At 64.3% G+C, this 24,752-nt stretch carries 24 protein-coding genes; 12 read left to right on the top strand and 12 right to left on the bottom strand.

Annotated elements, in window-relative coordinates; translation table 11 throughout:
* Positions 1-252: 252 nt before the first annotated feature.
* Together ACZYOF_RS25765 and ACZYOF_RS25760 are read right to left on the bottom strand one after the other, a co-directional pair.
* On the bottom strand, positions 253-1,554 hold the full coding sequence (locus ACZYOF_RS25765) for an RsmB/NOP family class I SAM-dependent RNA methyltransferase (RefSeq protein ID WP_282531860.1): 1,302 nt from the start codon (positions 1,552-1,554) through the stop codon (positions 253-255).
* Between the two features lie 9 nt (positions 1,555-1,563).
* A complete protein-coding gene (locus ACZYOF_RS25760) occupies positions 1,564-1,941 on the bottom strand; it encodes an MAPEG family protein (RefSeq protein ID WP_130584324.1) in 378 nt (125 codons plus the stop codon).
* A 124-nt stretch (positions 1,942-2,065) separates the two neighbouring features.
* Here ACZYOF_RS25760 and ACZYOF_RS25755 point away from each other — a divergent pair, with 124 nt between their 5' ends.
* Together ACZYOF_RS25755 and ACZYOF_RS25750 are read left to right on the top strand one after the other, a co-directional pair.
* On the top strand, positions 2,066-2,905 hold the full coding sequence (locus ACZYOF_RS25755) for a metallophosphoesterase family protein (protein ID WP_282531859.1): 840 nt from the start codon (positions 2,066-2,068) through the stop codon (positions 2,903-2,905).
* 43 nt (positions 2,906-2,948) lie between these two features.
* Positions 2,949-3,191: a hypothetical protein gene (locus ACZYOF_RS25750; RefSeq protein ID WP_165421179.1), complete on the top strand. Its 243-nt coding sequence runs from the start codon at positions 2,949-2,951 to the stop codon at positions 3,189-3,191.
* Between the two features lie 193 nt (positions 3,192-3,384).
* Here ACZYOF_RS25750 and ACZYOF_RS25745 read toward each other — a convergent pair whose 3' ends face one another.
* From ACZYOF_RS25745 to ACZYOF_RS25725, 5 genes are all read right to left on the bottom strand, one after another.
* On the bottom strand, positions 3,385-3,645 hold the full coding sequence (locus ACZYOF_RS25745; RefSeq protein WP_207234490.1) for a hypothetical protein: 261 nt from the start codon (positions 3,643-3,645) through the stop codon (positions 3,385-3,387).
* A 247-nt stretch (positions 3,646-3,892) separates the two neighbouring features.
* Complete coding sequence (locus ACZYOF_RS25740; RefSeq protein WP_165421178.1) at positions 3,893-4,915, bottom strand: NADP-dependent oxidoreductase; 1,023 nt, start codon at positions 4,913-4,915, stop codon at positions 3,893-3,895.
* 114 nt (positions 4,916-5,029) lie between these two features.
* A complete protein-coding gene (gene guaB, locus ACZYOF_RS25735) occupies positions 5,030-6,526 on the bottom strand; it encodes an IMP dehydrogenase (RefSeq protein WP_463717529.1) in 1,497 nt (498 codons plus the stop codon).
* Between the two features lie 302 nt (positions 6,527-6,828).
* Positions 6,829-7,239: a helix-turn-helix transcriptional regulator gene (locus ACZYOF_RS25730; protein WP_463717528.1), complete on the bottom strand. Its 411-nt coding sequence runs from the start codon at positions 7,237-7,239 to the stop codon at positions 6,829-6,831.
* A gap of 9 nt (positions 7,240-7,248) precedes the next feature.
* Complete coding sequence (locus tag ACZYOF_RS25725) at positions 7,249-7,374, bottom strand: type II toxin-antitoxin system RelE family toxin (RefSeq protein ID WP_282531856.1); 126 nt, start codon at positions 7,372-7,374, stop codon at positions 7,249-7,251.
* Positions 7,375-7,677: 303 nt separating this feature from the next.
* Here ACZYOF_RS25725 and ACZYOF_RS25720 point away from each other — a divergent pair, with 303 nt between their 5' ends.
* The 3 genes from ACZYOF_RS25720 to feoB all read left to right on the top strand — a co-directional run bounded on the left by ACZYOF_RS25720 (position 7,678) and on the right by feoB (position 11,413).
* The gene (locus ACZYOF_RS25720; RefSeq protein ID WP_463717527.1) at positions 7,678-9,153 is read left to right on the top strand and encodes an MFS transporter; all 1,476 of its coding nucleotides are present in this window, start codon (positions 7,678-7,680) and stop codon (positions 9,151-9,153) included.
* A 93-nt stretch (positions 9,154-9,246) separates the two neighbouring features.
* Positions 9,247-9,522, top strand: coding sequence for a FeoA family protein (locus ACZYOF_RS25715; protein ID WP_130226273.1), 276 nt, complete (start codon positions 9,247-9,249; stop codon positions 9,520-9,522).
* Positions 9,523-9,541: 19 nt separating this feature from the next.
* On the top strand, positions 9,542-11,413 hold the full coding sequence (gene feoB, locus ACZYOF_RS25710) for a ferrous iron transporter B (protein WP_130579727.1): 1,872 nt from the start codon (positions 9,542-9,544) through the stop codon (positions 11,411-11,413).
* A gap of 9 nt (positions 11,414-11,422) precedes the next feature.
* Here the strand turns inward: feoB and ACZYOF_RS25705 are convergent, their stop codons facing one another.
* Both ACZYOF_RS25705 and ACZYOF_RS25700 read right to left on the bottom strand, forming a co-directional pair.
* On the bottom strand, positions 11,423-12,730 hold the full coding sequence (locus ACZYOF_RS25705; protein WP_463717526.1) for a sensor histidine kinase: 1,308 nt from the start codon (positions 12,728-12,730) through the stop codon (positions 11,423-11,425).
* Positions 12,724-13,389: a response regulator transcription factor gene (locus tag ACZYOF_RS25700; RefSeq protein WP_463717525.1), complete on the bottom strand. Its 666-nt coding sequence runs from the start codon at positions 13,387-13,389 to the stop codon at positions 12,724-12,726. The genes ACZYOF_RS25705 and ACZYOF_RS25700 overlap by 7 nt, the downstream gene beginning before the upstream one ends.
* Before the next feature lie 343 nt (positions 13,390-13,732).
* On the opposite strand from ACZYOF_RS25700, the gene ACZYOF_RS25695 reads away from it, so the two are divergent.
* The 3 genes from ACZYOF_RS25695 to ACZYOF_RS25685 are packed head-to-tail and all read left to right on the top strand — an operon-like array spanning position 13,733 to position 15,747.
* Entirely contained in the window at positions 13,733-14,488 is a 756-nt protein-coding gene (locus ACZYOF_RS25695) for a COG4705 family protein (protein WP_463717524.1), read from the top strand.
* On the top strand, positions 14,478-14,927 hold the full coding sequence (locus ACZYOF_RS25690; RefSeq protein WP_394566481.1) for a hypothetical protein: 450 nt from the start codon (positions 14,478-14,480) through the stop codon (positions 14,925-14,927). Before ACZYOF_RS25695 ends, ACZYOF_RS25690 begins: the two co-directional genes overlap by 11 nt.
* A gap of 52 nt (positions 14,928-14,979) precedes the next feature.
* Positions 14,980-15,747, top strand: a complete 768-nt coding sequence (locus tag ACZYOF_RS25685) for a COG4705 family protein (protein WP_130579723.1) — start codon at positions 14,980-14,982, stop codon at positions 15,745-15,747.
* A 9-nt stretch (positions 15,748-15,756) separates the two neighbouring features.
* Here the strand turns inward: ACZYOF_RS25685 and ACZYOF_RS25680 are convergent, their stop codons facing one another.
* Positions 15,757-16,458 (bottom strand): RlmE family RNA methyltransferase, encoded by a 702-nt coding sequence (locus tag ACZYOF_RS25680; RefSeq protein ID WP_463700288.1) that lies wholly within the window; start codon positions 16,456-16,458, stop codon positions 15,757-15,759.
* Between the two features lie 113 nt (positions 16,459-16,571).
* Positions 16,572-17,627: a Ppx/GppA phosphatase family protein gene (locus ACZYOF_RS25675; protein WP_130579721.1), complete on the bottom strand. Its 1,056-nt coding sequence runs from the start codon at positions 17,625-17,627 to the stop codon at positions 16,572-16,574.
* A 196-nt stretch (positions 17,628-17,823) separates the two neighbouring features.
* Here ACZYOF_RS25675 and ACZYOF_RS25670 point away from each other — a divergent pair, with 196 nt between their 5' ends.
* Entirely contained in the window at positions 17,824-20,199 is a 2,376-nt protein-coding gene (locus tag ACZYOF_RS25670) for a xanthine dehydrogenase family protein molybdopterin-binding subunit (RefSeq protein WP_463717523.1), read from the top strand.
* Between the two features lie 148 nt (positions 20,200-20,347).
* Here the strand turns inward: ACZYOF_RS25670 and ACZYOF_RS25665 are convergent, their stop codons facing one another.
* On the bottom strand, positions 20,348-21,145 hold the full coding sequence (locus ACZYOF_RS25665) for a hypothetical protein (protein ID WP_463717522.1): 798 nt from the start codon (positions 21,143-21,145) through the stop codon (positions 20,348-20,350).
* A 116-nt stretch (positions 21,146-21,261) separates the two neighbouring features.
* Between ACZYOF_RS25665 and ACZYOF_RS25660 the strand changes: the two genes are divergently transcribed.
* The 3 genes from ACZYOF_RS25660 to ACZYOF_RS25650 are packed head-to-tail and all read left to right on the top strand — an operon-like array spanning position 21,262 to position 24,668.
* Positions 21,262-21,774: a YaiI/YqxD family protein gene (locus ACZYOF_RS25660; protein ID WP_463717521.1), complete on the top strand. Its 513-nt coding sequence runs from the start codon at positions 21,262-21,264 to the stop codon at positions 21,772-21,774.
* A complete protein-coding gene (locus ACZYOF_RS25655) occupies positions 21,774-23,585 on the top strand; it encodes an ABC-F family ATP-binding cassette domain-containing protein (RefSeq protein ID WP_463717520.1) in 1,812 nt (603 codons plus the stop codon). Before ACZYOF_RS25660 ends, ACZYOF_RS25655 begins: the two co-directional genes overlap by 1 nt.
* A 3-nt stretch (positions 23,586-23,588) precedes the next feature.
* Positions 23,589-24,668 carry a D-TA family PLP-dependent enzyme gene (locus ACZYOF_RS25650; RefSeq protein ID WP_282531844.1) on the top strand — a complete coding sequence of 360 codons (1,080 nt, stop codon included), beginning with the start codon at positions 23,589-23,591 and terminating at the stop codon, positions 24,666-24,668.
* Positions 24,669-24,752: the final 84 nt, after the last annotated feature.

The raw sequence follows: 24,752 nt of genomic DNA, 5'->3' as shown, positions 1-24,752 counted from the left end.
ACCGGATATGAGGTGATGCAGTGAGCTGCAGAAATCTTCGGAAGCCAATCCTCGCCCGGGGCCCGGTCGTCGCGCTGCGCTACGCATGGCTCCGCGCGCCGCCCTCTCACCGCAAAAACCCAACCCAACCCTGTTCGTTGAGAGCCTTGACTCACGAAGCCCCATATGAGGGTGGGCAAAGCGCAGCGTGCCCACCTTTCTTGCACCGACCGTGGATGGTGGGCACGCTGCGCTTTGCCCACCCTTACGCACCTACCCCGTTCGCTTCAGGATCGAGACGAAGAAGCCATCGGTTCCGGTGCGGCGGGGGGTCATCAGCCAGCCTTCCGGCGACGGCAGGGCCGCGGCGGCGAAGGCTTCCGCCTTGTCCCAGAGGATGCTGGCGGTCTGTTCGGGTGGGATGATCGAGAATTCGCCATGGCGGGCGAGGAAGGCTCCGACCTGCTCGCCGTTCTCGGCCGGCAGCACCGAGCAGGTGATGTAGGCGATGCGCCCGCCCGGCTTCACCAGGGGCGCCGCGCGCGCGAGCACCTCGGCCTGGTCCTTCAGCCGCACCTCGAGCGCGCCCGGGCGCATCCGCCATTTGGCGTCCGGGTTGCGGCGCCAGGTGCCGGTGCCTGTGCAGGGCGCGTCGATGACGACGAGATCGGCGGAGCCCTTGATGTCCGAGAGCGGATCGCTGTCGCCCTTGGGCGTGCGGACGTCGCAATTGTGCACGCCGGCGCGCGACAGGCGCTCGTGGATCGGCGCGAGCTGGCGCTTGTCGCGGTCGGTCGCGATCAGCCGGCCCTTGCCCTGCATCATCGCGGCGAGCGCCAGCGTCTTGCCGCCGGCGCCGGCGCAGAGATCGATCACCTGCTCGCCGGGCTTTGCGGCCGAGAACAGCGCGGCGAGCTGCGAGCCTTCGTCCTGCACTTCGATGCCGCCCTTGACGAAATCCTCCTCGGCATGGATGCCGACATTGCGGGCGTCGGCGCCGAGCTCGATCCGCAGACCAAGCGGCGACCACGGCGTTTCCTTGGCGCCGAGATGCTTCAGCCGCGGCAGCATCTTGTCGCGGCTCGTCTTCAGCGTGTTGACGCGCAGATCAAGCGGCGCGCGGCTCGCCATCGCGGTCGCTTCCGGCACGCGGTCATCGCCGAACACCTTTGCGAGGTACGGATCGAGCCATTCCGGATAATCGCCGGCGATATGTGCCGGCGCGCCCTGCAGCGAGCGCGAGGTCAGCGCTGAGCGCTCCGCATCAGTGAGCGGCGATGGGGCGAAGCGGCCGCCGTCGCAGAGTGCGGCGATGGCGTCGACGTCCATGCCGCGCTCGAGATGGAGCATGCCGAGCACGCGCGCGCGGGCACTGTCGTCATCCATCAGGTAGGCGCTGGAGGATTGCCGGCGCAGCACGTCCCAGATCAGGCCAGAGATCGCGGCACGATCGCCGGAGCCGGCATAGCGGTGCGCGGTGCCCCACTCCTTCAAGGCTTTCGCCGCCGGCACGCGCTGCGCGTCGATGGTGTCGATCAATTCGATGGCGGCGGAGAGACGCGCAGCGGGGGTCATCAGGAACTTTCAGATCAGGAGCAGGAGTTTCAGAGCGAAATAGAGCCACATCGCAAACAGCACCAGCGCGCTTGCGAGCCAGGCCGTCGAGCGGGGTGCGGAATCGTTTGAGGTGACGAAGATGCCGACATGGGCAAAGCGCGTCACCACGAACACCCAGGACAGCATCACGATGACGAGATCGGCACGGCGCAGCGGCAGCGCAAGTGCGATCAGGAGATAGAATAACACAGGCAATTCGAACTGGTCGCGGTAGCAATCGGCAAGCTGCGTTGCGCGGTTGGGGCCGCCAGTGTCTCCGCGCCGCGTTCGCATCATGCCGAGCAGCAGCGCGAAGGTGAGGCCGACCAGCACGAAGACCGGCAGCAGAACCATTTGAACCGACATGGGATTCATACCCCGTTTAAAACGCAAGCGATAGCTGATGGCGAACGCTTCCGCTACTGACAACGTGACACCGTCATCATTCCGACTTCGGCCCGATCTAACATCGTTCCAAAAGGAATTCCGCATGTCCGAATTTCGCCTGACCCAGATTTCCGACACCCACCTCGCCCGCATCCGGCCGACGCTGATCGCGAATTTTGAGGCGGTCGCCGAGCATGTCGACGCGACGCGGCCCGACCTCGTGCTCAACAGCGGGGACGTCGCCTTCGACGGGCCGAACAGCCGCGCCGATCTCGAATTTGCCAAGTCGCTGCATGCGGCGCTGCCGGTCGATTGCCGCTATCTGCCGGGCAATCACGACATCGGCGACAACCCGACCGCGGTCGGCACGCCGCCGACAGAGCCGGCAACGGAGGAGAATTGCGATGCGTTCCGCGCCATCGTCGGCGAGGATCGCTGGTGCTTCGAGGCCGCCGGCTGGCGCTTCATCGGGCTCAATTCGCTGATCATGAATACCGGGCTCGATAGCGAGGCCGAGCAGTTCGACTGGCTCGCTTCACAGCTTGGCAACGTCAACGGCAACCCGGTTGCGCTGTTCCTGCACAAGCCGCTGTTCCTGAATCTGCCTGATGATGCCGAGCTTGCGGAAACCGCGATCCGCTATGTCCCGCAGCCGGCGCGGTGCCGCCTGATCGAGATGTTCGGCGCGGTCGACTGGCGCCTGGTCGGCAGCGGCCATGTGCATCAGCGGCGCGATTTCACCCATCGGGGCGTCCGCCATGTCTGGGCGCCGTCCGTCGGCTTCATGATTCCCGACCACATGCAGGACGTGATCGGGATCAAGGAAACCGGGATTGTCGAGTACCGCTTCCGGCCCGACAGTTTCGAGGTCCGCCACGTCAGGGCGAAAGGCCAGGTCGATATCAGCCTCGACGCGCTGCTCGCAGAGATGGCGGCGGATTAGGCCGACGCGTCAAGTCTGCGCCGTATCCCTCTGATCCTGGTGAATGATTGTCCTTCAGATCCTGCTGGATCACCGTCAGCAGTGCCTGCAGGGATTCCGCGTTGGGGCGCGGCGCCGGCGGCGGCAGCAGCGGCCCTATTCCGAACGGTTCTGGCTCGGCTTCGGCCTCGACGAATTTGCCATGCAAAACATCAGCGCGGCGGCTGATGACCCACATGGCCACCACATAGCCGACCGCCAGCAAAATGACACAGAAAACACCGATTTCAAACATAGCTACACCTGAAAATAATGTGATGATTCAATGTGTTGCATGCACAGTCAAGCAAACGTGGACCGCGCAGGAATCATTTGGTTAACGCTGTGATCTTTCGGGTACGGTGGCCCTGCCCAAGGCCTGCGATGTCGCTACCGGCGGCATGAAAAAGCCCGCCGCGGTGGCCGCGGCGGACTGGTGTTGCTGCCAAATTTCCCGGAGGTCAGTAGCCGTAGTATGCCCCCGCGTAAGGCGAGCCGTAGTAGGACGGCGGCGGGGAATTATCCCAGGGCGCGGTGGCGAATGCGCCGACGCGCGGCCCCGGATAGTAGGCCGGCCCGCTGCGGTAATACGGGGCGGCCGGGGCGGCCATGTCGGGGTCCACCATGGCGGGCCGCTGCACGTAGCGCTCGCGGGCGGCCACAGGATTTGCCAACGTCGCTACCCCGATCAGTGCTGCCGATAGGACTGCCAGTCTTCTCATTAGCTGCTCCATTGCGATGCGAGGAACCGATGATGTTCGGCTTCCCGGCACCTTGGCTTGCTGGTTGTGCATGACCCTCGCGCGGGAACGCTTCGCGCTTATGGCGAGCGAAACGTTCCCGGTTCTGTCGGATCATGCTCGGCACCAACAGCCGCAAGCAGCAGTGCGTTCCTGATTTCCCTTCACCGATGCGCGAGGTCGGCGCCGTACGACCAATGGATCGCAGTGCTCGCTGAGCTGTGATGGGTCACGCCTTGTCCGGCCCGACGCGCACAAGCTGCTTGCCGAAATTGGCGCCCTTCAGCAGCCCCATGAAGGCGTCCGGCGCGCTCTCGAGGCCGTCGGTGACGAACTCCTTGTACTTGACCTTGCCCTCGCGCACCCACTGCGACATGTCGCGCAGGAAATCGCCGTGACGGGCGGCGAAATCGCTGACGATGAAACCGCGGAACGTCAGGCGCTTGGTCAGGATCGCGCGCATCATCGCGCCGGCCCATTTCGGCGGCTTGCTCTCGGTATCGTTGTAGTGCGCGATCAAGCCGCAGACCGGCACGCGCGCGAACGGGTTCAGCAGCGGGAACACCGCGTCGAACACGGCGCCGCCAACATTCTCGAAATAGACGTCGATGCCCTTCGGACAAGCTTCCTTCAACTTGGCCGCGAGGTCGGGATCGCGATGATCGAGGCAATCGTCGAAGCCAAGCTCGTTCTTCACGAAGTCGCATTTGTCCTTGCCGCCGGCAATGCCGACTGCGCGGGCACCCTTGATCCTTGCGATCTGCCCGACCGCGGAACCGACCGCGCCTGACGCCGCAGCCACGACCACAGTCTCGCCTGCTTGCGGCTTGCCGATGTCGAGCAGCCCCGTATAGGCGGTCATGCCGGGCATGCCGAGCACGCCGATCGCGGTCGAGATCGGCGCAAGCTTTGGATCGATCTTGGACAGGCCCTTGCCGTCGGAGAGCGCGTGCGTCTGCCAGCCGGCGCGCGACAGCACGATGTCGCCCTTGGCAAAGGCTGGGTTGTTGGAAGCGACCACTTCGCTCACCGTGCCGGCTTCCATCACGCCGCCGACCGGCACCGGCTGCGCATAGGACGGGCCATCGCTCATGCGCCCGCGCATATAGGGATCGAGCGACAGCCAGATCGTGCGCAAGAGGACCTGGCCCGCGCCCGGCTCCGGCACGGCATATTCCTCGAGGCGGAAGTCGGATGGTTTGGGTTCGCCAACGGGACGCGAGGCGAGAACGATGCGCTTGCCCTGGGGCATGATGTTTCCTCCGATTGTTTGCTTCGCGTCACCGTAGCGAAGCAGCCAATCAATCGGAAGCGTCATTCGGGGACGATACGACGCATGAAGCCCGGAATAACAGAGAGACGGAGCTTACGCCCCGCCCGGATAGTTCGGGGATTCGCGGGTGATGGTGACGTCGTGGACGTGGCTCTCGCGCAAGCCAGCACCGGTGATCCGAATGAACTCGGCTTTGTTGTGGAATTCGGCGATGTTCCTGGCGCCGACATAGCCCATTGCGGCGCGCAGGCCGCCGGCAAGCTGGTGCATCACATTGGCGACCGGGCCCTTGTAGGGCACCTGCCCTTCGATGCCTTCAGGCACGAGCTTGAGCGTATCCTTGATGTCCTGCTGGAAATAACGGTCGGCCGAGCCGCGCGCCATCGCGCCGACCGAGCCCATGCCGCGATAGGCCTTGTAGGAGCGGCCCTGCCACAAGAAGACTTCGCCGGGCGTCTCATCGGTGCCGGCGAGCAGCGAGCCGACCATCGCGATGTCGGCGCCGGCCGCAAGCGCCTTGGCGAGGTCGCCGGAATATTTGATGCCGCCATCGGCGATGACGGGCACATTGGCCTTCTTCGCCGCTTCGACCGCATCCATGATCGCCGTGAGCTGCGGCACGCCGACGCCGGCGACGATGCGGGTGGTGCAGATCGAGCCCGGGCCGATGCCGACCTTGATTGAATCCGCGCCGGCATCGATCAGCGCCTGCGCGCCGTCCCTGGTTGCGATATTGCCGGCGATCACCTGCACCGCGTTGGAGAGCCGCTTGATACGGTTGACGGCTTCCAGCACGCGCGAGGAATGGCCGTGCGCGGTGTCCACGACAATGAGATCGACGCCGGCGTCGATCAGGCGCTCGGTACGCTCGAAACCGCCCTCGCCGACCGTGGTCGCCGCGGCAACGCGCAGGCGGCCCTGCGCGTCCTTTGCGGCCAGCGGATGCGCGACCGCCTTTTCGATGTCCTTCACGGTGATCAGGCCGACGCAGCGATATTGATCGTCGACCACCAGCAGCTTCTCGATGCGATGCTTGTGCAGCATCCGCTTGGCTTCGTCCTGGCTGACGCCCTCGCGCACCGTCACGAGGTTTTCGTGCGTCATCAATTCCGAGACCTTCTGCCTGGGATCGGTGGCAAAGCGCACGTCGCGGTTGGTGAGAATGCCGACCAGCTTGCCCGGGACATTCTTGGCCGCGCCGGTGACCACGGGAATGCCTGATATGCCGTGGTCCTTCATCAGCGTCAGCGCATCCGCGAGCGTGGCGTCGGGACCGATGGTGAGCGGGTTGACCACCATGCCGGATTCGAACTTCTTCACCTGCCGCACCTGCGCGGCCTGGCCCTCGGCGTCGAAATTGCGATGGACGACGCCAATGCCGCCGGACTGCGCCATCGCGATCGCCATGCGCGCTTCGGTGACGGTGTCCATCGCGGAAGCGATGATCGGGATATTGAGCGGGATGGCGCGGGTGACGTAAGAGCGGATGTCGACTTCCGAGGGAAGCACGTCCGAGAGGCCCGGCTTCAGCAGCACGTCGTCAAACGTGAAGGCCTCGCGGATCGCGGGGGATGCCTGTACCGTCGCCATTGCCAACTCCTTTCGGCGGCGATCCGCCGCGATAACGTAAAGGATGAGCGCCGCCTCCCGGCGCTGCCTGCTGCATCGCCGTCGAATCGGAGCCCATCGGTGGGGTTGACGCTGGTCGATAGCATGGCGACATGACGAATCAAAGTGTTTGCCAGCCATGCACAGGCTTTTTCAGCGCCCGCCGGCAACCGCGCCGCCGATCGCCTTCGGCCTGAATGGCCGCGTCAGGCTGGGATTTAGGTGGTTTTCCGCCGGGAACAATAGCCGGATCCGGTCGTGGCGGCGCTTAGAAGCCCGCCTCTCTAGTCGATCAACAGGTCGACCGGTACACCCAACGCGCGGGCGAATTTCTTCTGCAACTCGGCGGGCCCCTTGCGGCGGCCCGTCTCGATCTCGGACAGGTAGTTCTGGCTGATCCCGACCGCGACAGCCAGTTCGCCCTGAATCATGCCACGCCACTCACGGATGACGCGCACTGCATTATCGCCGTTCGCCAGACGATCGGCGACGGCCTTCGGCAGCACGACCTCGCGCCCCTCCTTCAGGGCACGCATGGAATTACGGACAATCCGGCTCGCGCCGGCATCCTCTTGCGCCTCGGCGGCCAAGGCGACCAGTCGATCATATTCGTTGCGCGGCAGCACGGCGAGATCGTCGCCGCCGGGGGTACGGATAAACTGGACATTGCTCTTTGCTGTGCCGGCTTTTGCCATGGCATCCCCTCAATCATAGATCTCGCGGCGGTGGCCTACGGCGTGAACCGTGATGGTATTGCCCGTCATCGTGAACAGGACGCGCCAGTCACCCGAACGCAATCGCATGCCTGATACGCCCTTGAGCGCTTTCACGTCACCAGCGCCGGTTTCTGCGAATGTCTTTAGCTTGAGATCGATCTGGGCGCGTGTCGCAGCGCTGAGTTTGCGCCATTAGCGGACGGCAGCAGAGGTGAATTCGATCTCTTTCACTGGCAATTATCGCACAACGCGATTCGTTCGACAAGATACCTTCGCATAGTGCGATATAGTGCGCACGGCGGGAACTGAAGGTTACACAGGATTTAGCTTTCGCGGGCACTCCGCAATAGCCTCGCACGCAACGCGGTGCTAAGCCGCACCGCATCCCGCCCCTGACTCGCCTGTTCTCCGATACCGATGGACAAGCAACGCCTGATCCCGCTGATCGTCGCCACCGCTTTATTCATGGAAAACATGGATTCGACGGTTATTGCGACCTCGCTGCCGGCGATTGCGGCCGATATTGGCACCAGTCCGTTGACGCTGAAGCTCGCGATCACCTCCTACCTGCTCTCGCTTGCGGTCTTCATTCCGGCGAGCGGCTGGACCGCAGACCGGTTCGGCGCGCGGATGGTGTTTGCGGGGGCGGTCGGTGTGTTCATGCTGGGATCGATCGGCTGCGCGCTGTCGTCCTCGGTCACCGACTTCGTGTTCGCGCGCATTTTGCAGGGCCTCGGCGGGGCGATGATGACACCCGTCGGCCGGCTGGTGCTATTGCGCTCGGTCGACAAGAGCGCGCTGGTCAACGCGATGGCGTGGGTGACAGTGCCGGCACTGATCGGACCGGTGATCGGGCCGCCGCTCGGCGGCTTCATCACCACCTATTTCTCCTGGCACTGGATCTTCCTGATCAACATTCCGATCGGGTTCCTCGGCATCTTCATGGCGCTGAAATACATCGATCCGATCAAGAGCGAGAACCCGGAGCCGTTCGACCTCTACGGCCTCGTGCTCGCCGGCATCGGCCTTGCCGGTATCGCCTTCGGCCTTTCGGTCGCCGGCCTCAATCTTTTGCCATGGACGGTTGTCGCCTCGCTGATCGCGGTCGGCTCGATCTCGATGACGCTTTACGTCATCCACGCGCGACGGACCGGATCGCCGGTGCTGGATTTCTCCCTGCTGAACCTGTCGACACTGCGCGCCAGCATCATCGGCGGCTTCATGTTCCGCCTCGGCGTCGGCGCTCTGCCGTTCCTGCTGCCGTTGCTGATGCAGGTCGGCTTCGGGCTGTCGCCGTTCCAGTCCGGCCTCGTCACCTTCGCGTCCGCCGTCGGCGCCATGGGCATGAAGACGCTTGCCGCACGCATCATCCGCAGCTTCGGCTTCCGCAACCTGATGACGGTGAATGCTGTGGTGAGCTCGCTCTTCCTTGCCGCCTGCGCGCTGTTCACATCGACGACCCCGCTGCTCTTGATCATGATCATCCTGGTGGTCGGCGGCTTCTTCCGCTCGCTGCAGTTCACCGCGATCAACACGGTCGCCTATGCCGAGGTCGAGCCGGCGCAGATGAGCCGCGCCACAACGCTGGTCAGCGTCAACCAGCAGCTTGCGATCTCCGCCGGCGTCGCGGTCGGCGCGTTCTCGGTGGAGACGACGATGTTGCTGCACGGTGCGAGCGACTTAAGCGCGACCATGTTCGCACCAGCCTTCCTGGTGGTTGCAGTCATCTCCGCGGCATCAGCCTGGTTCTTCTGGCAGATGCCCGATGATGCCGGCCACGAGATCTCCGGCCGCAAGGCGGTCGAGATCTCCAGCCGCAAGGGCGCGGCCACCGCCGCCGTGAAGGCCGCAACCGAAGGAACGCAGGACGCGCGGGATCAGCGATTGGGATAGCGCCCGCGTCACCAACTTGTAATCGTTCTAAATCCCAGCTTCGTGTTGGTCGCAGCGCTTGACCGTTTCGCGCCCGGCTGAAAAACACGTGTGATGAGCGAACAAACCGATATCCGAACATCTCAGCCGTTGGGACTGGCCAAGCGGGGATATTCGGGCGTGATCCAGCATCTGGCCGTAGCTGAGGCAGCTTCAGCGCTCGCCGGCCACGAACTCGAGAGCCGGTTGATCGAGCTCGGTTTCGTCGAGGGCGCCCGGGTCGAGGTGCTGCACGAGGGGATCGTTGGACGCGACCCGATCGCGGTCAGGGTCGAAAACGTCACGATCGCCCTGCGCCGGCGCGAGGCCATGGCGATCATCGTCGCCTGATGGAGCGAGCGGTAACGCGATGGAAGCCCCACTGCTGCATCTCGCGCTGGTTGGCACGCCCAACAGCGGCAAGACCTCGCTTTTCAATGCGCTGACCGGCAGCCGCCAGAAGGTCGCGAACTATCCGGGCGTGACCGTCGAGCGCAAGGAAGGGTTTTTCGTCACCCCCGCCGGACGGCAGGTTTCGCTGGTGGACCTGCCCGGCACCTATTCGCTGCGCGGGCGCAGCCCGGACGAGGAAATCACCCGCGACATGGTGCTCGGCCGCACCCCTGGCGAGGCCGTGCCCGACCTCATCCTCTGTGTCGCGGACGCGACCAACCTGCGGCTGACGATCCGCCTGCTGCTGGAGCTGAAGAACACCGGCCGGCCGATGATGCTGGTGCTCAACATGTTCGACATTGCGGCCCGCCGCGGTGTGAGCGTGGACGTGCCGAAATTGTCCGAGGCGCTCGGCGTGCCCGTCGTGACGTCGATCGCAGTTCGCAAAGGCGGGATCGCGGAACTGTTGCGTCGAACCGACGAGATCGCGGCGCAAGAGCAATCACCCGTCGGGCCGAATCGATGGCAGCCCCTCACCGCCTCCCAGTTGCGCGCCACCCAGCGCGAGGCCGACCGCATCATCGCCTCCGCCGTCTCGCTACCGGCCAAGCCCGACACCTGGACCGCCCGGATCGACGCGGTGGTGCTGCATCCGGTGGCGGGACTTTTCATCCTCGCGCTGATCCTGTTCCTGATGTTCCAGGCCGTGTTCGCCTGGGCACAGCCGCTGATGGAGCTGTTGTCCTCGGCCTTCGACGCGCTCGGCCAGTTCGTGCATGACACGCTGCCGGAAGGGCTGCTGCAGAGCTTCCTGCAGAACGGCGTCATCTCCGGCGTCGGCAGCGTCATCGTGTTCCTGCCGCAGATCATCATCATCTTCCTGTTCATCCTGCTGCTGGAAGATTTCGGCTACATGGCCCGCGCGGCGTTCCTGATGGACCGCATCATGGGCGGCGCCGGCCTGCACGGCCGCGCCTTCATTCCGCTGCTGTCGAGCTTTGCGTGCGCGATCCCCGGCATCATGGCGACGCGCGTGATCGACAACCGGCGCGACCGCCTGACAACCATCCTGATCGCGCCGCTGATGACGTGTTCGGCACGCATTCCCGTGTACACGCTGATCATCTCGGCGTTCATTCCGGACCGCGATGTGTGGGGCTGGTTCAACCTGCGTGGCCTCGTCCTGTTCGGCCTCTATGCGGCTGGAATCACCAGCGCGCTCGGCGTCTCGTTCCTGGTCAAATTCTTCATGCTGCGCGATTACGCCCCTGCGCCGTTCATGCTGGAATTGCCCGACTACAAACTGCCGCGGCTGAAGAGCATCGCCATCGGCGTCTACACGCGGGCGAAGATGTTCCTGCAGCGGGCCGGCACGACGATCTTCTCGATGATGGTGCTGATCTGGTTCCTGGCATCGTTCCCGACCGCGCCGACCGGTGCCCAAGATCCCGCCATCGACTACAGCCTCGCCGCGATCATCGGCAAGGCGATCGAGCCACTGCTGGCGCCGCTCGGTTTCAACTGGCAGATCGCGGTGGCGCTGATCCCCGGCATGGCCGCCCGCGAGGTCGCGGTGGCAGCGCTTGGCACCGTCTACGCCATCGAGGGTGGCAAGGAAGCCGCCGACCAGATCGGCCATGTGCTCGCCACCAAATGGAGCCTCGCCACCGCTTTATCCCTGCTCGTGTGGTACATCTTCGCCCCACAATGCGCCTCGACGCTCGCGGTGATCCGCCGCGAGACCGGCGGCTGGCGATGGATGGCGGTCACCTTCTTCTACATGCTCACACTGGCGTATCTGGCGAGCTTTGCGACCTACAATATCGCGGTCGCATTGGGGGCAGGCTAAACCCCAAAACTATGGGTTGCTCTTGCACGGCATCTTGATGGTCGCGCGAAGGCCCGATCGGCCGGTCCCGTTGACGTTTTCGAACGCGATCGAGCCACCGCAACGATCGATGATCCGTTTCACGATCGATGATCCAAGCCCGGATCCCTCCCCCGTCGGCCGCTCACCTCGAAAGAACGGCTCGAATATCCGGTCGAGATCGCTCGGTGGAATCCCCGGCCCGGTGTCCTCGATCTGCAGGACCGCCATCTCGCCTTCACGATATACCCCAAGGTCGACGCTTCCGCCATCGGGCGTGAACTTGACCGCGTTTTCGACGAGATTGCGCACGGCCGAGGCAAGCGACAGCGCATCACCGCTGACCGCAACAGTCTCGGCGATCCTAAAGCCCAAATCTATGTCTCGCGCGGCGGCTTCCGGCAGAAGATCGGCGACGACTTCCTTCGCTATCTCGTCGAGAGAGACGGTCTCCCAAACCGTGGCTTGCACGGCATCCTGGCGCGCAAGTGCCAAGAGTTGCTCGAGCAGATGCTTGGTTCGCCGCATGCCGCTCTTCAACGCGTTGAGACGCTCGCGCGCCTGGGGCGGCATTTCGCGCGGATCCAGATTTTCGGCCTGAAGGCTCAGCGCCGTAATCGGCGTCCGGAGTTCGTGGGCCGCGTCTGCGATAAACCGCCGCTGTTGCTCCATCATGCCGCGCATGCGATCCAACAATCCGTTAATCGACACGAGAAACGGATGTAACTCGCTCGGCATTCCCGCCGCCTTCAATTCATGGATGTCGTCGCCCCTTCTCGCATCGAGATCATGAGCCAGCTTGACCATCGGTCGGAACGAACTTGCGATCACCAATGCTGTCACCAGCAGAAGACATGGAACCAGCGCGACAATCGGCAGCAATGTCCGCAACGCCATGTCGTCTGCGATCTCGGTGCGGATCTCCGTGCGCTGCGTCACCGCGAATCGGCTGCCGTCGGTGCGCGTGCGCAGCAACAGGCGAATCGGCTGCACTCTATAGACGCCGTTGTGCAATCCGTCCGGCAGCGTCCAGAGATTACGGTCGTCGGCCGAGCCGCGCGGCGACGTTCCCAGTTCGATGACCGCAACCTCGGCCTCCGCGTCGACACCGTTGACGGGCTGGCTTTCCCTGACCGAAGCGTTCAGCGCGAACGTGCCGACCTGGATCAGGACCGAGTCCTGCATTTCGATGGCTTCGCTGTAGGCCCATAGATAAGCGAAGGTGCCTCCGATCACTCCCGTCAGCACGATAATCGCCGTGAGGCCGACGAACAGACGTGCGCGCAACGATTTCAGCATGTGGGACGATCCACCATCCACCCGACGCCGCGAACGTTCCTGATCGCAATGGCACCCAGCTTCTTGCGCACCGCGTGAATAAGGAATTCGACAGCATTGCTTTCGACTTCCTCGGTCCAGCCGTAGATCTGGCGCTCGAGTTCGCTGCGGGACAGGATCGCACCAGGCCGCATCAGCAGCGCCTGAACCAGAGCGAATTCGCGTGCGCTCAGTACCGCTTGCTCACCCAAGAAGGTCGCCTCGCGCGTGGCTGGATCAAGCCAAAGCCGGCCGTTGGTGAGAACCGGCGGCGTACCGCTGCCTTCGCGCCGCAGTACAGCGCGCATGCGCGCCAGCAATTCCCCGATCTCGAATGGCTTGACCAAGTAGTCGTCGGCACCAAGGTCGAGACCAGCCACGCGATCGCTCAAGGCGTCGCGCGCCGTCAGTACGATGATCGGAAGGCGCGCGCGTTCCGCGCGGACTCGTTTTAGAACATCGAGGCCATCGACGAGGGGCAGGCCAAGATCGAGCAGCGCGATATCGTAGGTCTCGCTGTGGATCGCCTCGATGGCGAGATCGCCGTTCCTGACCCAATCGACGGCGTAGGCGGCATCCTTCAGCGCCTCCAGAACGGCCGCGCCGATCATTTTGTCGTCTTCGACCAGCAGCACTCGCATGACAGTCGGCACCCGCTATGGAGCCGGCGGACCGGCATCGTTCGCGGCTGCGCCGGGAGTCTCGGCCGTCGCAATGCCAGTGGCCAGCGAGCAGGCTACGGTCCGTGAACGGGACATCATCTTCCCTCTGGTTCTCCTGTCGGGTCTGGGCCTCCCCGGGAAGCATGACAGCTCCGACTTAGCCGATACTTAGCTCTACTCCCGTTCATCCTTCGGCACGATCGCGCCCCTAAGTCGGAGCTAAGTTGGGACAGGCACGCTCCATTCGAAATTCGGCAACACCGCAAGACATCCCCGATTGGAGTTCCGCAAAGTGTCCCATCCTGAACGCACTGGCGCGCCGATGCTGAACAAGGTCCCCGGAGTCACGCTAATCTTCTGGGTGATCAAGATCATGTCAACGACAGTCGGCGAGACGGGCGCGGACTACCTTGCCGTGCATGTGGGTCTCGGGGCCACCGTAACCGGGCTCCTGATGGCTAGCTTCCTCATCGTGGCGTTGATCGCGCAGTTGCGCATGCAGCGCTACATACCCTGGATATACTGGCTGACAGTGGTGCTGGTCAGCGTCGTCGGCACCCAGATCACCGATGCATTGACGGACAGGCTGGAGATAAGCCTTTACGTCAGCACGGCGGTCTTCGCCCTCATCCTCGCCGCCATATTCGCCGTCTGGTACGCCGTGGAGCGGACGCTGTCGATCCAAACCATCGTGACCACGCGCCGCGAGCTTTTCTACTGGGCTGCGATTCTGTCCACCTTCGCGCTCGGGACAGCGGCGGGCGATCTTGCGACGGAAGCCCTGGGCCTCGGGTTCAACGTCGGCGTCGTGGCGTTCGCGGCTCTGATCGCATCGATCGCGGCGGCCTATGCCCTCGGCACCAACGCCGTGCTGACGTTCTGGCTGGCGTACATCCTGACACGTCCACTGGGCGCGTCGTTCGGAGACCTGCTGTCGCAGGCACGCGAATATGGCGGTCTCGGCTTCGGCACGACCCACACCAGCCTCGTCTTCCTCGCGGTGATCGTGGCTCTGGTTGCCTGGATTTCCTTCGAAGACGGCCGCACCCACAAGGCCGCGGCCTACCTTGGCGAATGAGATCGACCAAGGTCCGTGCCAGTTAACCATGGAGAGCATGATGAAAAGGAAGATTCTTACCCTCGCCGCCGGGCTTCTTGCGGTCGTTGCCGCTCAGTCGGTCCCCAACGCCAATGGAGGCGTGTCCTTATGGCCACGCGCCGAAGCCGCCGCGTCGAAGCTCGGAGACCTGAGCCCGTTCCGCAGCATTGTCATCGACGTCGCCGCCCTGGTCGACGAGGGCGATTTTCCGGGCGCCAAGGCGCGGATCAAGGACCTCGAGACAAAGTGGGATGAGGTGGAGGCCGGATTGAAACCACGGGCCGCCGCCGATTGGCACACGGTCGACAAGGCTATCGATCGCGCGCTCGAAGCCGTCCGCGAAAGCACTCCCGATGCCGCCAAATGCAAGAAGGCCCTCGCCGAGCTGCTGGCTGTGATGGATTCGATGAAGGCCTAGAGGCCTAGAAGTGCCTCCATTCGATCCCCTCAATCTCCGGAGTGAAGAGCCTATGGAATTCATCAACGAGAACGGCGGCGTCGACGACGCCGGCAAGGTGCCGGCCATTTCGTTGGGCTTTTGGATCGTCAAGATCTTGGCCACGACGCTGGGCGAAACCGGCGGCGATGCCGTGACGATGTCGATGGGTCTCGGCTATCTGGTTGGTACGGCGATTTTCGCCATCATCTTTGCCGTGGTGGTCGCCGCCCAGATCGCAGCGAAGCGATTCCATCCGTTCCTGTATTGGACGGTCATCATCGCAACGACCACCGTCGGCACGACGCTGGCAGACTTCGTGGACCGGTCACTCGGGATCGGCTATCTCGGCGGCTCCTCCCTGCTCGCGGCACTGCTCGTCGCATCGCTCGCGGTCTGGCATCGAACGATGGGGTCGGTCTCGATTGCATCGATCGACAACAAGGCGGCGGAAGCCTTCTATTGGGTCACGATCCTGTTTTCGCAAACGCTCGGAACGGCGCTCGGAGACTGGATGGCCGACTCGACCGGGCTTGGCTATCGCGGCGGAGCCCTGGTCTTCGCAGCAGGCATCGCCATCGTCGCTGGCGCATACCTTTGGACCAATCTGTCCAGGACGCTTCTCTTCTGGGTCGCCTTCGTGCTGACCCGGCCTCTTGGAGCGACCGTGGGCGATTTCCTGGACAAGCCCCTCGATCACGGCGGCTTGGCTCTCAGCCGATATGCGGCTTCAGGCGCCCTCGCAGCCGCCATCGCGGCGCTGGTTTTTCTCCTGCCGCAGCGAGCGGACCAGCGAGCCTGACGCGATTCGTCATGAGCGCCCCTCGCTCTTGGTGACGCCGCCGCGGAACCCTGTCGCGAGCACGTAACGTTCGGAGGAATCCTGGCGGCTGGCGGCGGGTTTCACGTGACGCACGGTTGCGAAGTCGCGCTTCAATTGCGCCAATAGCTCCGCATCGGCGCCGCTCTGAAAGACTTTTGCGAGGAACGCGCCGCCGGGGCTGAGCACGTCGCAGGCGAAGGCCGCGGCGGTCTCGACGAGGCCGACAATGCGAAGCTGGTCGGTCTTGCGGTGCCCGGTGGTGTTGGCGGCCATGTCGGACATTACGAAGTCGGCGCGGCCGCCCATCATCGCGATCAGCTTGTCCGGCGCGTCATGGTCGAGGAAATCGAGCTGCGCGAAGGTGACGCCGGGGATCTCACCCATTTCCAACAGGTCGATTGCGATCACCTTGCCCTTGCCGTCGACAGCGCCGACGCGCTTGGCCGCGACCTGGCTCCAGCCGCCGGGCGCGGCGCCCAGGTCGACGACGGTCATGCCCGGCTTGAGCAGCCGATATTTGTCGTCGATCTCGGTCAGCTTGAAGGCCGCGCGCGAGCGGTAGCCCTGCGCCTTGGCCTTCGCGACATAGGGATCGTTGAGTTGCCGCTCCAGCCACAGCTTCGAGGACAATTTCCGCTTGCCGCCGCTCTTGACCGTGACGTGGAGCCGGCCGGTCGAATCTTTCGCCATAAAGTATCTTTGGATTATGATCCGATCAATTTGATCGGATCATAATCTCCCTCTCTTTTGTTGGAGCATGATCTTATCGGAAAACCGGTTCCCACTTTTCCGGATCATGCTCGCTACGGCACGTGCAGGCACGCCTTCAGCGCGCCGTCCTCGCGCATCATCTCGACCAGCATGCCCTCGCGCAGGCCGCGATCGGCGACCCTGAGCCGCGGCAGCGGGAATGCGTTCCTGACGGCATCGAGGATCGCGCAGCCCGCGAGCACGAGGTCGGCGCGCTCGATGCTGATGCAGCTATTGTTGATGCGCTCCTCATAGCTCATGCCGAGCAGCTTTTGAATCGTCGCGGTCACGTCGGCATCGTTCATCCAGATGCCGTCGATGCGGCGGCGATCGTAGCGCGGCAGGTTGAGGAATACGCCGGCAAGCGTCGTGACCGTGCCTGATGTGCCCAGCAGATGCATGTCGCGCAAATCCGTGCCGTGCTCGGCCGCGAACGGGGCGACATATTGCGCGACCTCGGCGACCATCCGCAAATACAACTCTTTTGTGACATCGCGACCGCCGAATTGCTCGGCAAGGCTGACCACGCCGAACGGGATCGACATCCAGGACTTGATCCAGGGCGCTGCATCCGGCCTTGCCGGATCGCGCTCGATCCGCACCAATTCGGTCGAGCCGCCGCCGATGTCGAACAGGATCGCGCCGCGGCCCCTTCGGTCGAGCAGCGGCGAGCAGCCGATCACGGCCAGCGTCGCCTCGGTCTCGCGGTCGATCACCTCGAGCTTGATGCCGGTCTCCGCGGCGACGCGGGCGCGGAAACTGTCGGCATTGGCGGCGGCACGGCAGGCCTCGGTCGCTATCAGCCGCAGCCGGCGGGCCCTGCGGTACCGGATCTTGTCGCTGCAGATCGAGAGCGCGGCGATCGCGCGTTCGATCGCGGCGTCGCTGATGGAACCGGTCGCCGAAATGCCCTCGCCAAGCCGGATGATTCGCGAAAAGGAGTCGACCACGCGGAACCCGTCCCCGGTGGGACAGGCGATCAGGAGCCTGCAGTTGTTGGTGCCAAGGTCGAGCGCGGCGTAAACGCCGCTTTCGACGGCCGCCGTAGCCAACCCTGACGGGCTCTCGCGGGCCGCAAGGCCGACGCAAGGCCGCGTGTCATCCTTCATCAACACTGTCTTTCCGCCGGCGCAGGCGCCCGCCGAAGAATTTCCCTTCACGGAAACTTTAGCAGCGCCAAAGGCCTACGCAACAAATCATCACACGGGACATGCCTAATCGGGCGTTGTCGCTGAACTCACCCTACGTTATCTGGTCGAAACACTGCGAAATTGCTCCAAATCGCGGCATTTCAGGTTATTTACCATGCAAGATCACACATCTCCCGCCGCCCTCGAAAACGCCATCGCACTGCAAAAATACGGTGTCGGGCAACCGGTCCGCCGCAAGGAGGACGACACGCTGGTGCGCGGCAAGGGCAAATACACCGACGATTTCTCCCTGCCCGGCCAGGCCTATTGCTGGATGGTGCGCTCCTCCCACGCCCACGGCGTCATCAAGGGGATCGACACCTCGGCGGCCCGGGCGATGCCGGGCGTGCTCGGGGTGTGGACCGGGGCCGACCTCGCGGCCGCCAACTACAACCCCTTCACCTGTGGCATGCCGCTGAAAAGCCGGGATGGCTCCCCACTGCTGCAGACCAACCGCCTGCCGCTGCCGACCGACAAGGTCCGCTTCGTCGGCGACCCCGTCGCCTTCGTGGTGGCGGAAACGGCGGCGCAGGCGCGCGATGCGGCCGAAGCCGTCGAGCTCGATATCGAATCGCTGCCGGCGGTGACGGATGCCGCCGAGGCCGCCGAGCCCGGCGCGCCGCAGCTCTACGACCACATCCCGAACAATGTCGCGCTCGACTACCACTATGGCGACACCGACAAGATCAATGCCGCCTTCGCCGGCGCCGCGCATGTGACCAAGCTTGACATCGTCAACACCCGCGTCGCTGTGGTCTCGATGGAGCCGCGCGTGGCGCTTGCGGCCTACGACAAGACGACCGAGCGCTATACGCTGCAGGTGCCGACGCAGGGCGTTTCCGGCAACAAGGCGACCCTGGCAAAAATCCTCAACGTGCCGGCGGAGAAGGTGCGGATCCTTACCGCCAATGTCGGCGGCTCCTTCGGCATGAAGAACCTCAACTATCCCGAATATACCTGCATCGCGCATGCGGCGAAGGCGCTCGGGCGTCCCGTGAAATGGACCGACGAGCGCTCGACCAGCTTCCTGTCGGACAGCCAGGGTCGCGCCCAGCTCATTCACGCCGAGCTCGCGCTCGATGCCGATGGCAGGTTCCTGGCGGTGCGGCTTTCCGGCTATGGCAATCTCGGCGCCTACATCACCGGCGTCGCGCCCGGGCCGCTGTCGCTCAACACCGGCAAGAATCTCGCAAGCGTCTATCGCACGCCGCTGCTCGGCGTCGACATCAAGACAGTGCTGACCAACACCACGCTGATGGGCGCCTATCGCGGCGCCGGCCGGCCCGAGGCCAATTACTATATGGAGCGGCTGATCGATAAGGCCGCCGACGAGATGGGCATCAACCGGCTCACTTTACGGAAGCGCAATTTCATCAAGCCGTCACAACTGCCCTTCCCGGCCGCGTCCGGCGTCACCTATGACAGCGGCGATTTCCAGGGTGTGTTCGAGAAGGCGCTGGAGATTTCGGACTACGAGAATTTCGGCAAGCGCAAGCGGGAGAGCAAGAAGGACGGCAAGTTGCGCGGCATCGCGGTCGGTTCCTATCTCGAGGTCACCGCGCCGCCGAGCGGCGAACTCGGCAAGATCACGTTCGATCCGGACGGATCGGTGACGCTGACCACCGGCACGCTCGACTACGGCCAGGGCCACGCGACGCCATTCGCGCAGGTGCTGTCCGACCAGCTCGGCGTGCCCTTCGACAAGATCAAGCTGGAGCAAGGCGACAGCGATCTGGTGCGGTTCGGCAACGGCACTGGCGGCTCGCGCTCGATCACCGCGACCGGCCAGGCCATCGTCGAAGCTTCCGCGCTCGTCGTCGAGAAGGGCAAGAAAGCGGCCGGGCATGTGATGGAAGCCTCCGAAACCGACATCGAATTTGCCGACGGCCGTTTCACCATCGCCGGCACTGACCGCTCGATCGGCATCATGGAGCTCGCGCAGCGGATGCGCGAGGGCCAGATTGCCGAGGGCGGGCCTGATACGCTTGACGTCGACCACGCCACCAAGGAGACGCCGTCGACCTTCCCCAATGGCTGCCATGTCGCGGAGGTCGAGATCGACCCGGACACCGGCGTGATCAGGATCGTGCGCTACACCGGCGTCAACGATTTCGGCACCATCGTCAATCCGATGATCGTCGCGGGCCAGTTGCACGGCGGCGTCGCGCAGGGCATCGGCCAGGTGCTGATGGAAGAGGTCAACTACGATGCCTCCGGCCAGCCGATCACCGGCTCGTTCATGGACTATGCGCTGCCGCGCGCCGAGGACATTCCGCCCATAGCAGTCGGCGATCACCCCTCGCCAGCAAAGTCGAATCCGCTCGGCACCAAAGGCTGCGGCGAAGCGGGATGCGCCGGCAGCCTCGCGACGGTGGTGAATGCGGTGGTCGATGCGCTGTCGGAATACGGCATCAAGCACATCAACATGCCGTTGACGCCGGAAAAAGTGTGGCGCGCAATCCAGGACGCGAAGAAGGCGAAGGCGGCGTAGGCCGCCCGCCGAGGAGAGGCGAAGGGAGCTCGTAGCCCGGGTGGAGCGCAGCGCAACCCGGGACTTCTGCACCAGCGTTGGCGAGCGGCCCCGGGTTACGCTGCGCTCCACCCGGGCTACGGATCTCCCGTAGAGAGAGGCGAAGAGGCTACGCCGCGGCTTGCTCGCGTGGCTGGTAGATCGCGATGTGCCAGCAATGCGCGAGCGGCGTGGTGCCGTTGGCGACCACGATCGCGTCGAGTTCGACGAAGCGGTGGCCCTTCTTGTCGTAATTGGCGGTGACGCGCGCGCGGGCCGTCAGCTCGTCGCCGGTCTTCGCGGCCGAGAGGAGCTGCATCCGGCTGCCGACGTGAATCCAGGGGCCGAGGATGGCGTTGTCGACGAGCAACTTGTTCATCACTTTCTGCAGCATGCCGGGATGGCCGAGATTTTCGCGCGTGTAGATCGTGTCCGTCTCCCTGATATCGGCGAGATATCCCGTCCCGGCGTCCCCGGCCCAGACGTACGGGCGGGTGCCGAGCCATTTGCCGACTTCGTAGGATGATACGTTCACCGGCTTGCGCTCGGCGACCGCGGGGACCTCGGTGTAATCCTTGATCGAAACAGCGGGCGCCGCAGTCGGTAGCGACGCGCTGCCGGTGGCGCAAAGCTGTCCGCGGCTGAACACCTCGATCGCCAGCGCGCCGTCGCGCTCCTCGCCCCTCACCTCGGCCTGTTCGCCGTCATAGACCGGCTTAACGAAACGCGCGTCAATCAAGCCGCGCTCGAGGAATTCGCGGCCCCATTTCGCAACCGGCAGGTGCATCATATAGGCCATCACGTCGACGCCGGGGACCAGCCCGCCCGAGAAGCCGTACCGCCGCGCTACCGTGTCGTCATGGATCTTGTTCTCGGACTCTTTCGAGGTGTTATAGGCCGAGACGCGGTGGGTTTGAGGATTGCTCATGGGGTTCCCCTTATTTTCGGTTGTTTTCTGACAGGATCGTACGCCATCAACCGTCCGTGGCAAGCCTGCGCGCGGCCTCGCAATTTTCCGCCCGATGGGTTACATGCGGCCCACGAATGAGCCGCCAAGCCGTGATGCCAACTGAAAACCCCACCCGCATCTATGTCGATGCCGACGCCTGTCCGGTGAAGGACGAGATCTATCGTGTCGCGCTCCGCCACGGGCTGCCCGTCAGCGTGGTCGCGGGCAATTTCATCCGTGTGCCGCAGGACCCGCTGATCGAACGCGTCGCCGCCGGTTCCGGCATGGATGCTGCTGATAACTGGATCGCCGAGCGCGCCGGAGATGGCGACATCGTCATCACCGCCGACATTCCGCTGGCAAGCCGCTGCGTGAAGGCGGGCGCGGACGTGATTGCTCCGAACGGCAAACCGTTCACGGAGCAATCGATCGGCATGACGCTGGCGATGCGCAATTTGATGACCGACCTGCGCTCGTCGGGCGAGGTCACCGGCGGGCCACGATCATTCTCGCCGCGCGACCGCTCGGCATTCCTCTCGGCGCTCGACACCGCGATCCGCCGCATCCAGCGCCGCCGCACTGAGCAGACCGCACCAGGACAAGGCTGATGGCGCCTCCTCTCATCCAGCTCAAGGATATCAGGCTGACGTTCGGCGGCACGCCGCTATTGACGGGCGTCGAGCTGTCGGTCTCGGCCGAAGAGCGCGTGTGCCTGATCGGGCGCAACGGCTCCGGCAAATCGACCCTGCTCAAGATCGCGGCCGGACTTGTCGAGCCTGACGCCGGCAGCCGTTTCGTGCAGCCGGGCGCGACCATCCGCTATCTGCCGCAGGAGCCGGATTTTGGCGATCACGCCACCACGCTCGCCTATGTGGAAGCCGGGCTCGGGCCGGGCGATGACCATTATCAGGCGCGTTATCTGATCGAGCAGCTCGGACTGCACGGCGACGAAGATCCCGCCCATCTCTCCGGCGGCGAAGCACGCCGCGCAGCGCTGGCGCGGGTGCTGGCGCCCTCGCCCGACATTCTGCTGCTGGACGAGCCGACCAACCATCTCGATCTGCCGACCATCGAATGGCTGGAGAGCGAATTGCAGAGCCGGCGCAGCGCGCTGGTCCTGATCAGCCACGACCGCCGCTTCCTCACCAATCTGTCGCGCGCGACCGCCTGGCTCGACCGCGGCGAGATCCGGCAGATCGACCGCGGCTTCGGTGCGTTCGAGGCCTGGCGCGACGAGGTGCTGGCGGAAGAAGAGCGCGATCAGCACAAGCTCGACCGCAAGATCGTCAACGAGGAGCACTGGCTGCGCTACGGCGTCTCGGGACGGCGCAAGCGCAACGTCAAGCGGCTTGCCAATCTGCATGCGCTGCGTTCGCAGCGGCGGAATTATCGCGGCACTGCGGGCAGCGCCAATCTCGCTGCTGCGGAGGCAGAGAAATCCGGACGGCTGGTGATCGAGGCGAAGAACATCGCCAAGGCATTCGGTGACCGCAGGATCGTGGAGGATTTCTCGATCCGCATCCAGCGCGGCGACCGCATCGGCGTGGTCGGCCCGAACGGCGCCGGCAAGACCACGCTGGTCAACCTGTTGACCGGCGCGGACGCGCCCGACAGCGGCAGTGTGCGGCTCGGCGTCAACCTGGAGATGGCGACGCTGGACCAGCATCGCGAAAGCCTCGACCCGAAATCGACGCTGTCGGAAGCCCTGACCGGCGGCCGTGGCGACCATGTGATGGTCGGCGGCAAGCCGAAACATGTTGTCAGCTACATGAAGGATTTCCTGTTCTCGCAGGAGCAGATCCGCACGCCGCTGGAGGTTCTGTCCGGTGGCGAGCGCGGCCGGCTGATGCTGGCGCGCGCGCTTGCAAAACCCTCGAACCTCCTGGTGCTGGACGAACCGACCAACGACCTCGATCTCGACACCCTCGACGTGCTCGAGGAGATGCTCGGCGATTACGAGGGCACGGTGATCCTGATCAGCCACGATCGCGATTTCCTCGATCGCGTGGTGACGTCGGTGATCGTGCCCGAGGGCGACGGACGCTGGATCGAATATGCGGGCGGCTACACCGACATGCTGGCGCAGCGCGGCGCGGATTTGAAGCGCGAGGCGGTGAAGACGGCGGTTGTCGAGGAGAAAAAGGAAGCGAAGGCTGCGGCGCCGACGGCCGCACCAAAAAGGCGGCTGAGTTTCAACGAAAAGCACGCGCTGGAGACGCTGCCGAAGACGATCGAGAGATTGCACGCGGAGATCGCAAAGCAGCAGAAGCTGCTTGACGATCCGAACCTCTACGCGAAGGATCGCAAGACATTCGACGACGCCTCCGCCGCGATCGCCAAGGCGCAGCAGGAGCTTTCCGCAGCGGAAGACCGTTGGCTCGAGCTCGAAGTCTTGCGCGAAGAAATTGAACAGGCATAATCCATGACCTCTCCCCTCGCCGCAAAGATCGCCCGTGAATATGGCACGCCCTGCGCCGTGATCGACATGGACCGCGTCGAGCGCAACATCGCGCGCATCCAGGCGGCGTGCGATGCCGCGGGCGTGGCGCATCGTCCGCACATCAAGACGCACAAGAACCCGATGCTGGCGCAGATGCAGATCGCGGCCGGCGCCAAGGGCATCACCTGCCAGAAGCTCGGCGAGGCCGAGATCATGGCGGATGCCGGGATCTCCGACATCCTGATCAGCTACAATTTGCTCGGCGACGAGAAAATGGCGCGGCTCGGCGCGCTGCAGGGCAAGGCAAACGTCACCGTGGCGGCCGACAATTCGGTTGTTGTCGCCGACCTCCCGAAGGCCGCGGCTGCCTCGGGCCGCACGCTGTCAGTCGTGGTCGAATGCGACACCGGACGCAAGCGCGCCGGCGTCGAGACGCCGACTGAGGCGGTCGCGTTGGCGCGGGAGATCGCCGGCAGCAAGGGGCTGCAATTTGCCGGCTTCATGCTGTATCCGACCGAAACCGGCTGGGCGGATGCGCAGAAGTTCTTCGACGAGGCGCTAGCCGGCGTGCGCGCGCACGGCCTTGACGCGGCCATCGTGTCCACCGGCGGCACGCCGAACCTGAAGAATCTCGGCAAGCTGAAAGGCGCGACCGAGCATCGCTTCGGCACCTACATCTACAACGACCGCATGCAGGTCGCCGCCGGCGTCGCCACCTGGGACGACTGCGCGCTGCACATCTATTCGACGGTGGTGAGCCGCGCCGCTACCGATCGCGGCATCCTCGATGCCGGCTCGAAGACGCTGACCACGGACACCGGCGGGCTCGAAGGCCACGGGCTGATCCTCGAACATCCCGAGGCCAAGATCGCGCGCTTTGCCGAGGAGCACGGCTTTCTCGATCTCTCCCGCAGCAACACGCGGCCCAATGTCGGCGACGTCGTCCGCATCGTGCCCAATCACGTCTGCGTCGTCGTCAACATGATGGACGAAGTGGTAATGGTGCGCGGCGAGGAGATCATCGGCACACTGCCGGTCGCCGCGCGCGGCAAGCTGCGCTAGCTGGATCTTTGCCTGAATCTGTCAGGATACGCTGGTCGACCTCAACTCACGAACCAGCACTCCGCGTGTCTGCGACGAAAAGCC

It is taken from the genome of Bradyrhizobium sp. LeoA1Lang (assembly GCF_055413685.1).
The sequence above is the reverse complement of the archived record's forward strand: the minus strand, read 5'-3'. Positions and strand labels throughout refer to the sequence as shown.

Bases quoted from the DNA above. Each gene is read 5' to 3' on its own strand.
- ACZYOF_RS25670 (WP_463717523.1), top strand. From the start codon at position 17,824: ATGCAAGATCACACATCTCCCGCCGCCCTCGAAAACGCCATCGCACTG.
- ACZYOF_RS25695 (WP_463717524.1), top strand. From the start codon at position 13,733: ATGCTGAACAAGGTCCCCGGAGTCACGCTAATCTTCTGGGTGATCAAG.
- ACZYOF_RS25700 (WP_463717525.1), bottom strand. From the start codon at position 13,389: ATGCGAGTGCTGCTGGTCGAAGACGACAAAATGATCGGCGCGGCCGTT.
- ACZYOF_RS25755 (WP_282531859.1), top strand. From the start codon at position 2,066: ATGTCCGAATTTCGCCTGACCCAGATTTCCGACACCCACCTCGCCCGC.
- ACZYOF_RS25730 (WP_463717528.1), bottom strand. From the start codon at position 7,239: ATGGCAAAAGCCGGCACAGCAAAGAGCAATGTCCAGTTTATCCGTACC.
- ACZYOF_RS25685 (WP_130579723.1), top strand. From the start codon at position 14,980: ATGGAATTCATCAACGAGAACGGCGGCGTCGACGACGCCGGCAAGGTG.
- ACZYOF_RS25665 (WP_463717522.1), bottom strand. From the start codon at position 21,145: ATGAGCAATCCTCAAACCCACCGCGTCTCGGCCTATAACACCTCGAAA.
- ACZYOF_RS25675 (WP_130579721.1), bottom strand. From the start codon at position 17,627: ATGAAGGATGACACGCGGCCTTGCGTCGGCCTTGCGGCCCGCGAGAGC.
- ACZYOF_RS25760 (WP_130584324.1), bottom strand. From the start codon at position 1,941: ATGTCGGTTCAAATGGTTCTGCTGCCGGTCTTCGTGCTGGTCGGCCTC.
- ACZYOF_RS25720 (WP_463717527.1), top strand. From the start codon at position 7,678: ATGGACAAGCAACGCCTGATCCCGCTGATCGTCGCCACCGCTTTATTC.
- ACZYOF_RS25750 (WP_165421179.1), top strand. From the start codon at position 2,949: ATGATTGTCCTTCAGATCCTGCTGGATCACCGTCAGCAGTGCCTGCAG.
- ACZYOF_RS25740 (WP_165421178.1), bottom strand. From the start codon at position 4,915: ATGCCCCAGGGCAAGCGCATCGTTCTCGCCTCGCGTCCCGTTGGCGAA.
- ACZYOF_RS25705 (WP_463717526.1), bottom strand. From the start codon at position 12,730: ATGCTGAAATCGTTGCGCGCACGTCTGTTCGTCGGCCTCACGGCGATT.
- ACZYOF_RS25715 (WP_130226273.1), top strand. From the start codon at position 9,247: ATGAGCGAACAAACCGATATCCGAACATCTCAGCCGTTGGGACTGGCC.
- feoB (WP_130579727.1), top strand. From the start codon at position 9,542: ATGGAAGCCCCACTGCTGCATCTCGCGCTGGTTGGCACGCCCAACAGC.
- ACZYOF_RS25650 (WP_282531844.1), top strand. From the start codon at position 23,589: ATGACCTCTCCCCTCGCCGCAAAGATCGCCCGTGAATATGGCACGCCC.
- ACZYOF_RS25745 (WP_207234490.1), bottom strand. From the start codon at position 3,645: ATGAGAAGACTGGCAGTCCTATCGGCAGCACTGATCGGGGTAGCGACG.
- ACZYOF_RS25655 (WP_463717520.1), top strand. From the start codon at position 21,774: ATGGCGCCTCCTCTCATCCAGCTCAAGGATATCAGGCTGACGTTCGGC.
- guaB (WP_463717529.1), bottom strand. From the start codon at position 6,526: ATGGCGACGGTACAGGCATCCCCCGCGATCCGCGAGGCCTTCACGTTT.
- ACZYOF_RS25765 (WP_282531860.1), bottom strand. From the start codon at position 1,554: ATGACCCCCGCTGCGCGTCTCTCCGCCGCCATCGAATTGATCGACACC.
- ACZYOF_RS25680 (WP_463700288.1), bottom strand. From the start codon at position 16,458: ATGGCGAAAGATTCGACCGGCCGGCTCCACGTCACGGTCAAGAGCGGC.
- ACZYOF_RS25660 (WP_463717521.1), top strand. From the start codon at position 21,262: ATGAGCCGCCAAGCCGTGATGCCAACTGAAAACCCCACCCGCATCTAT.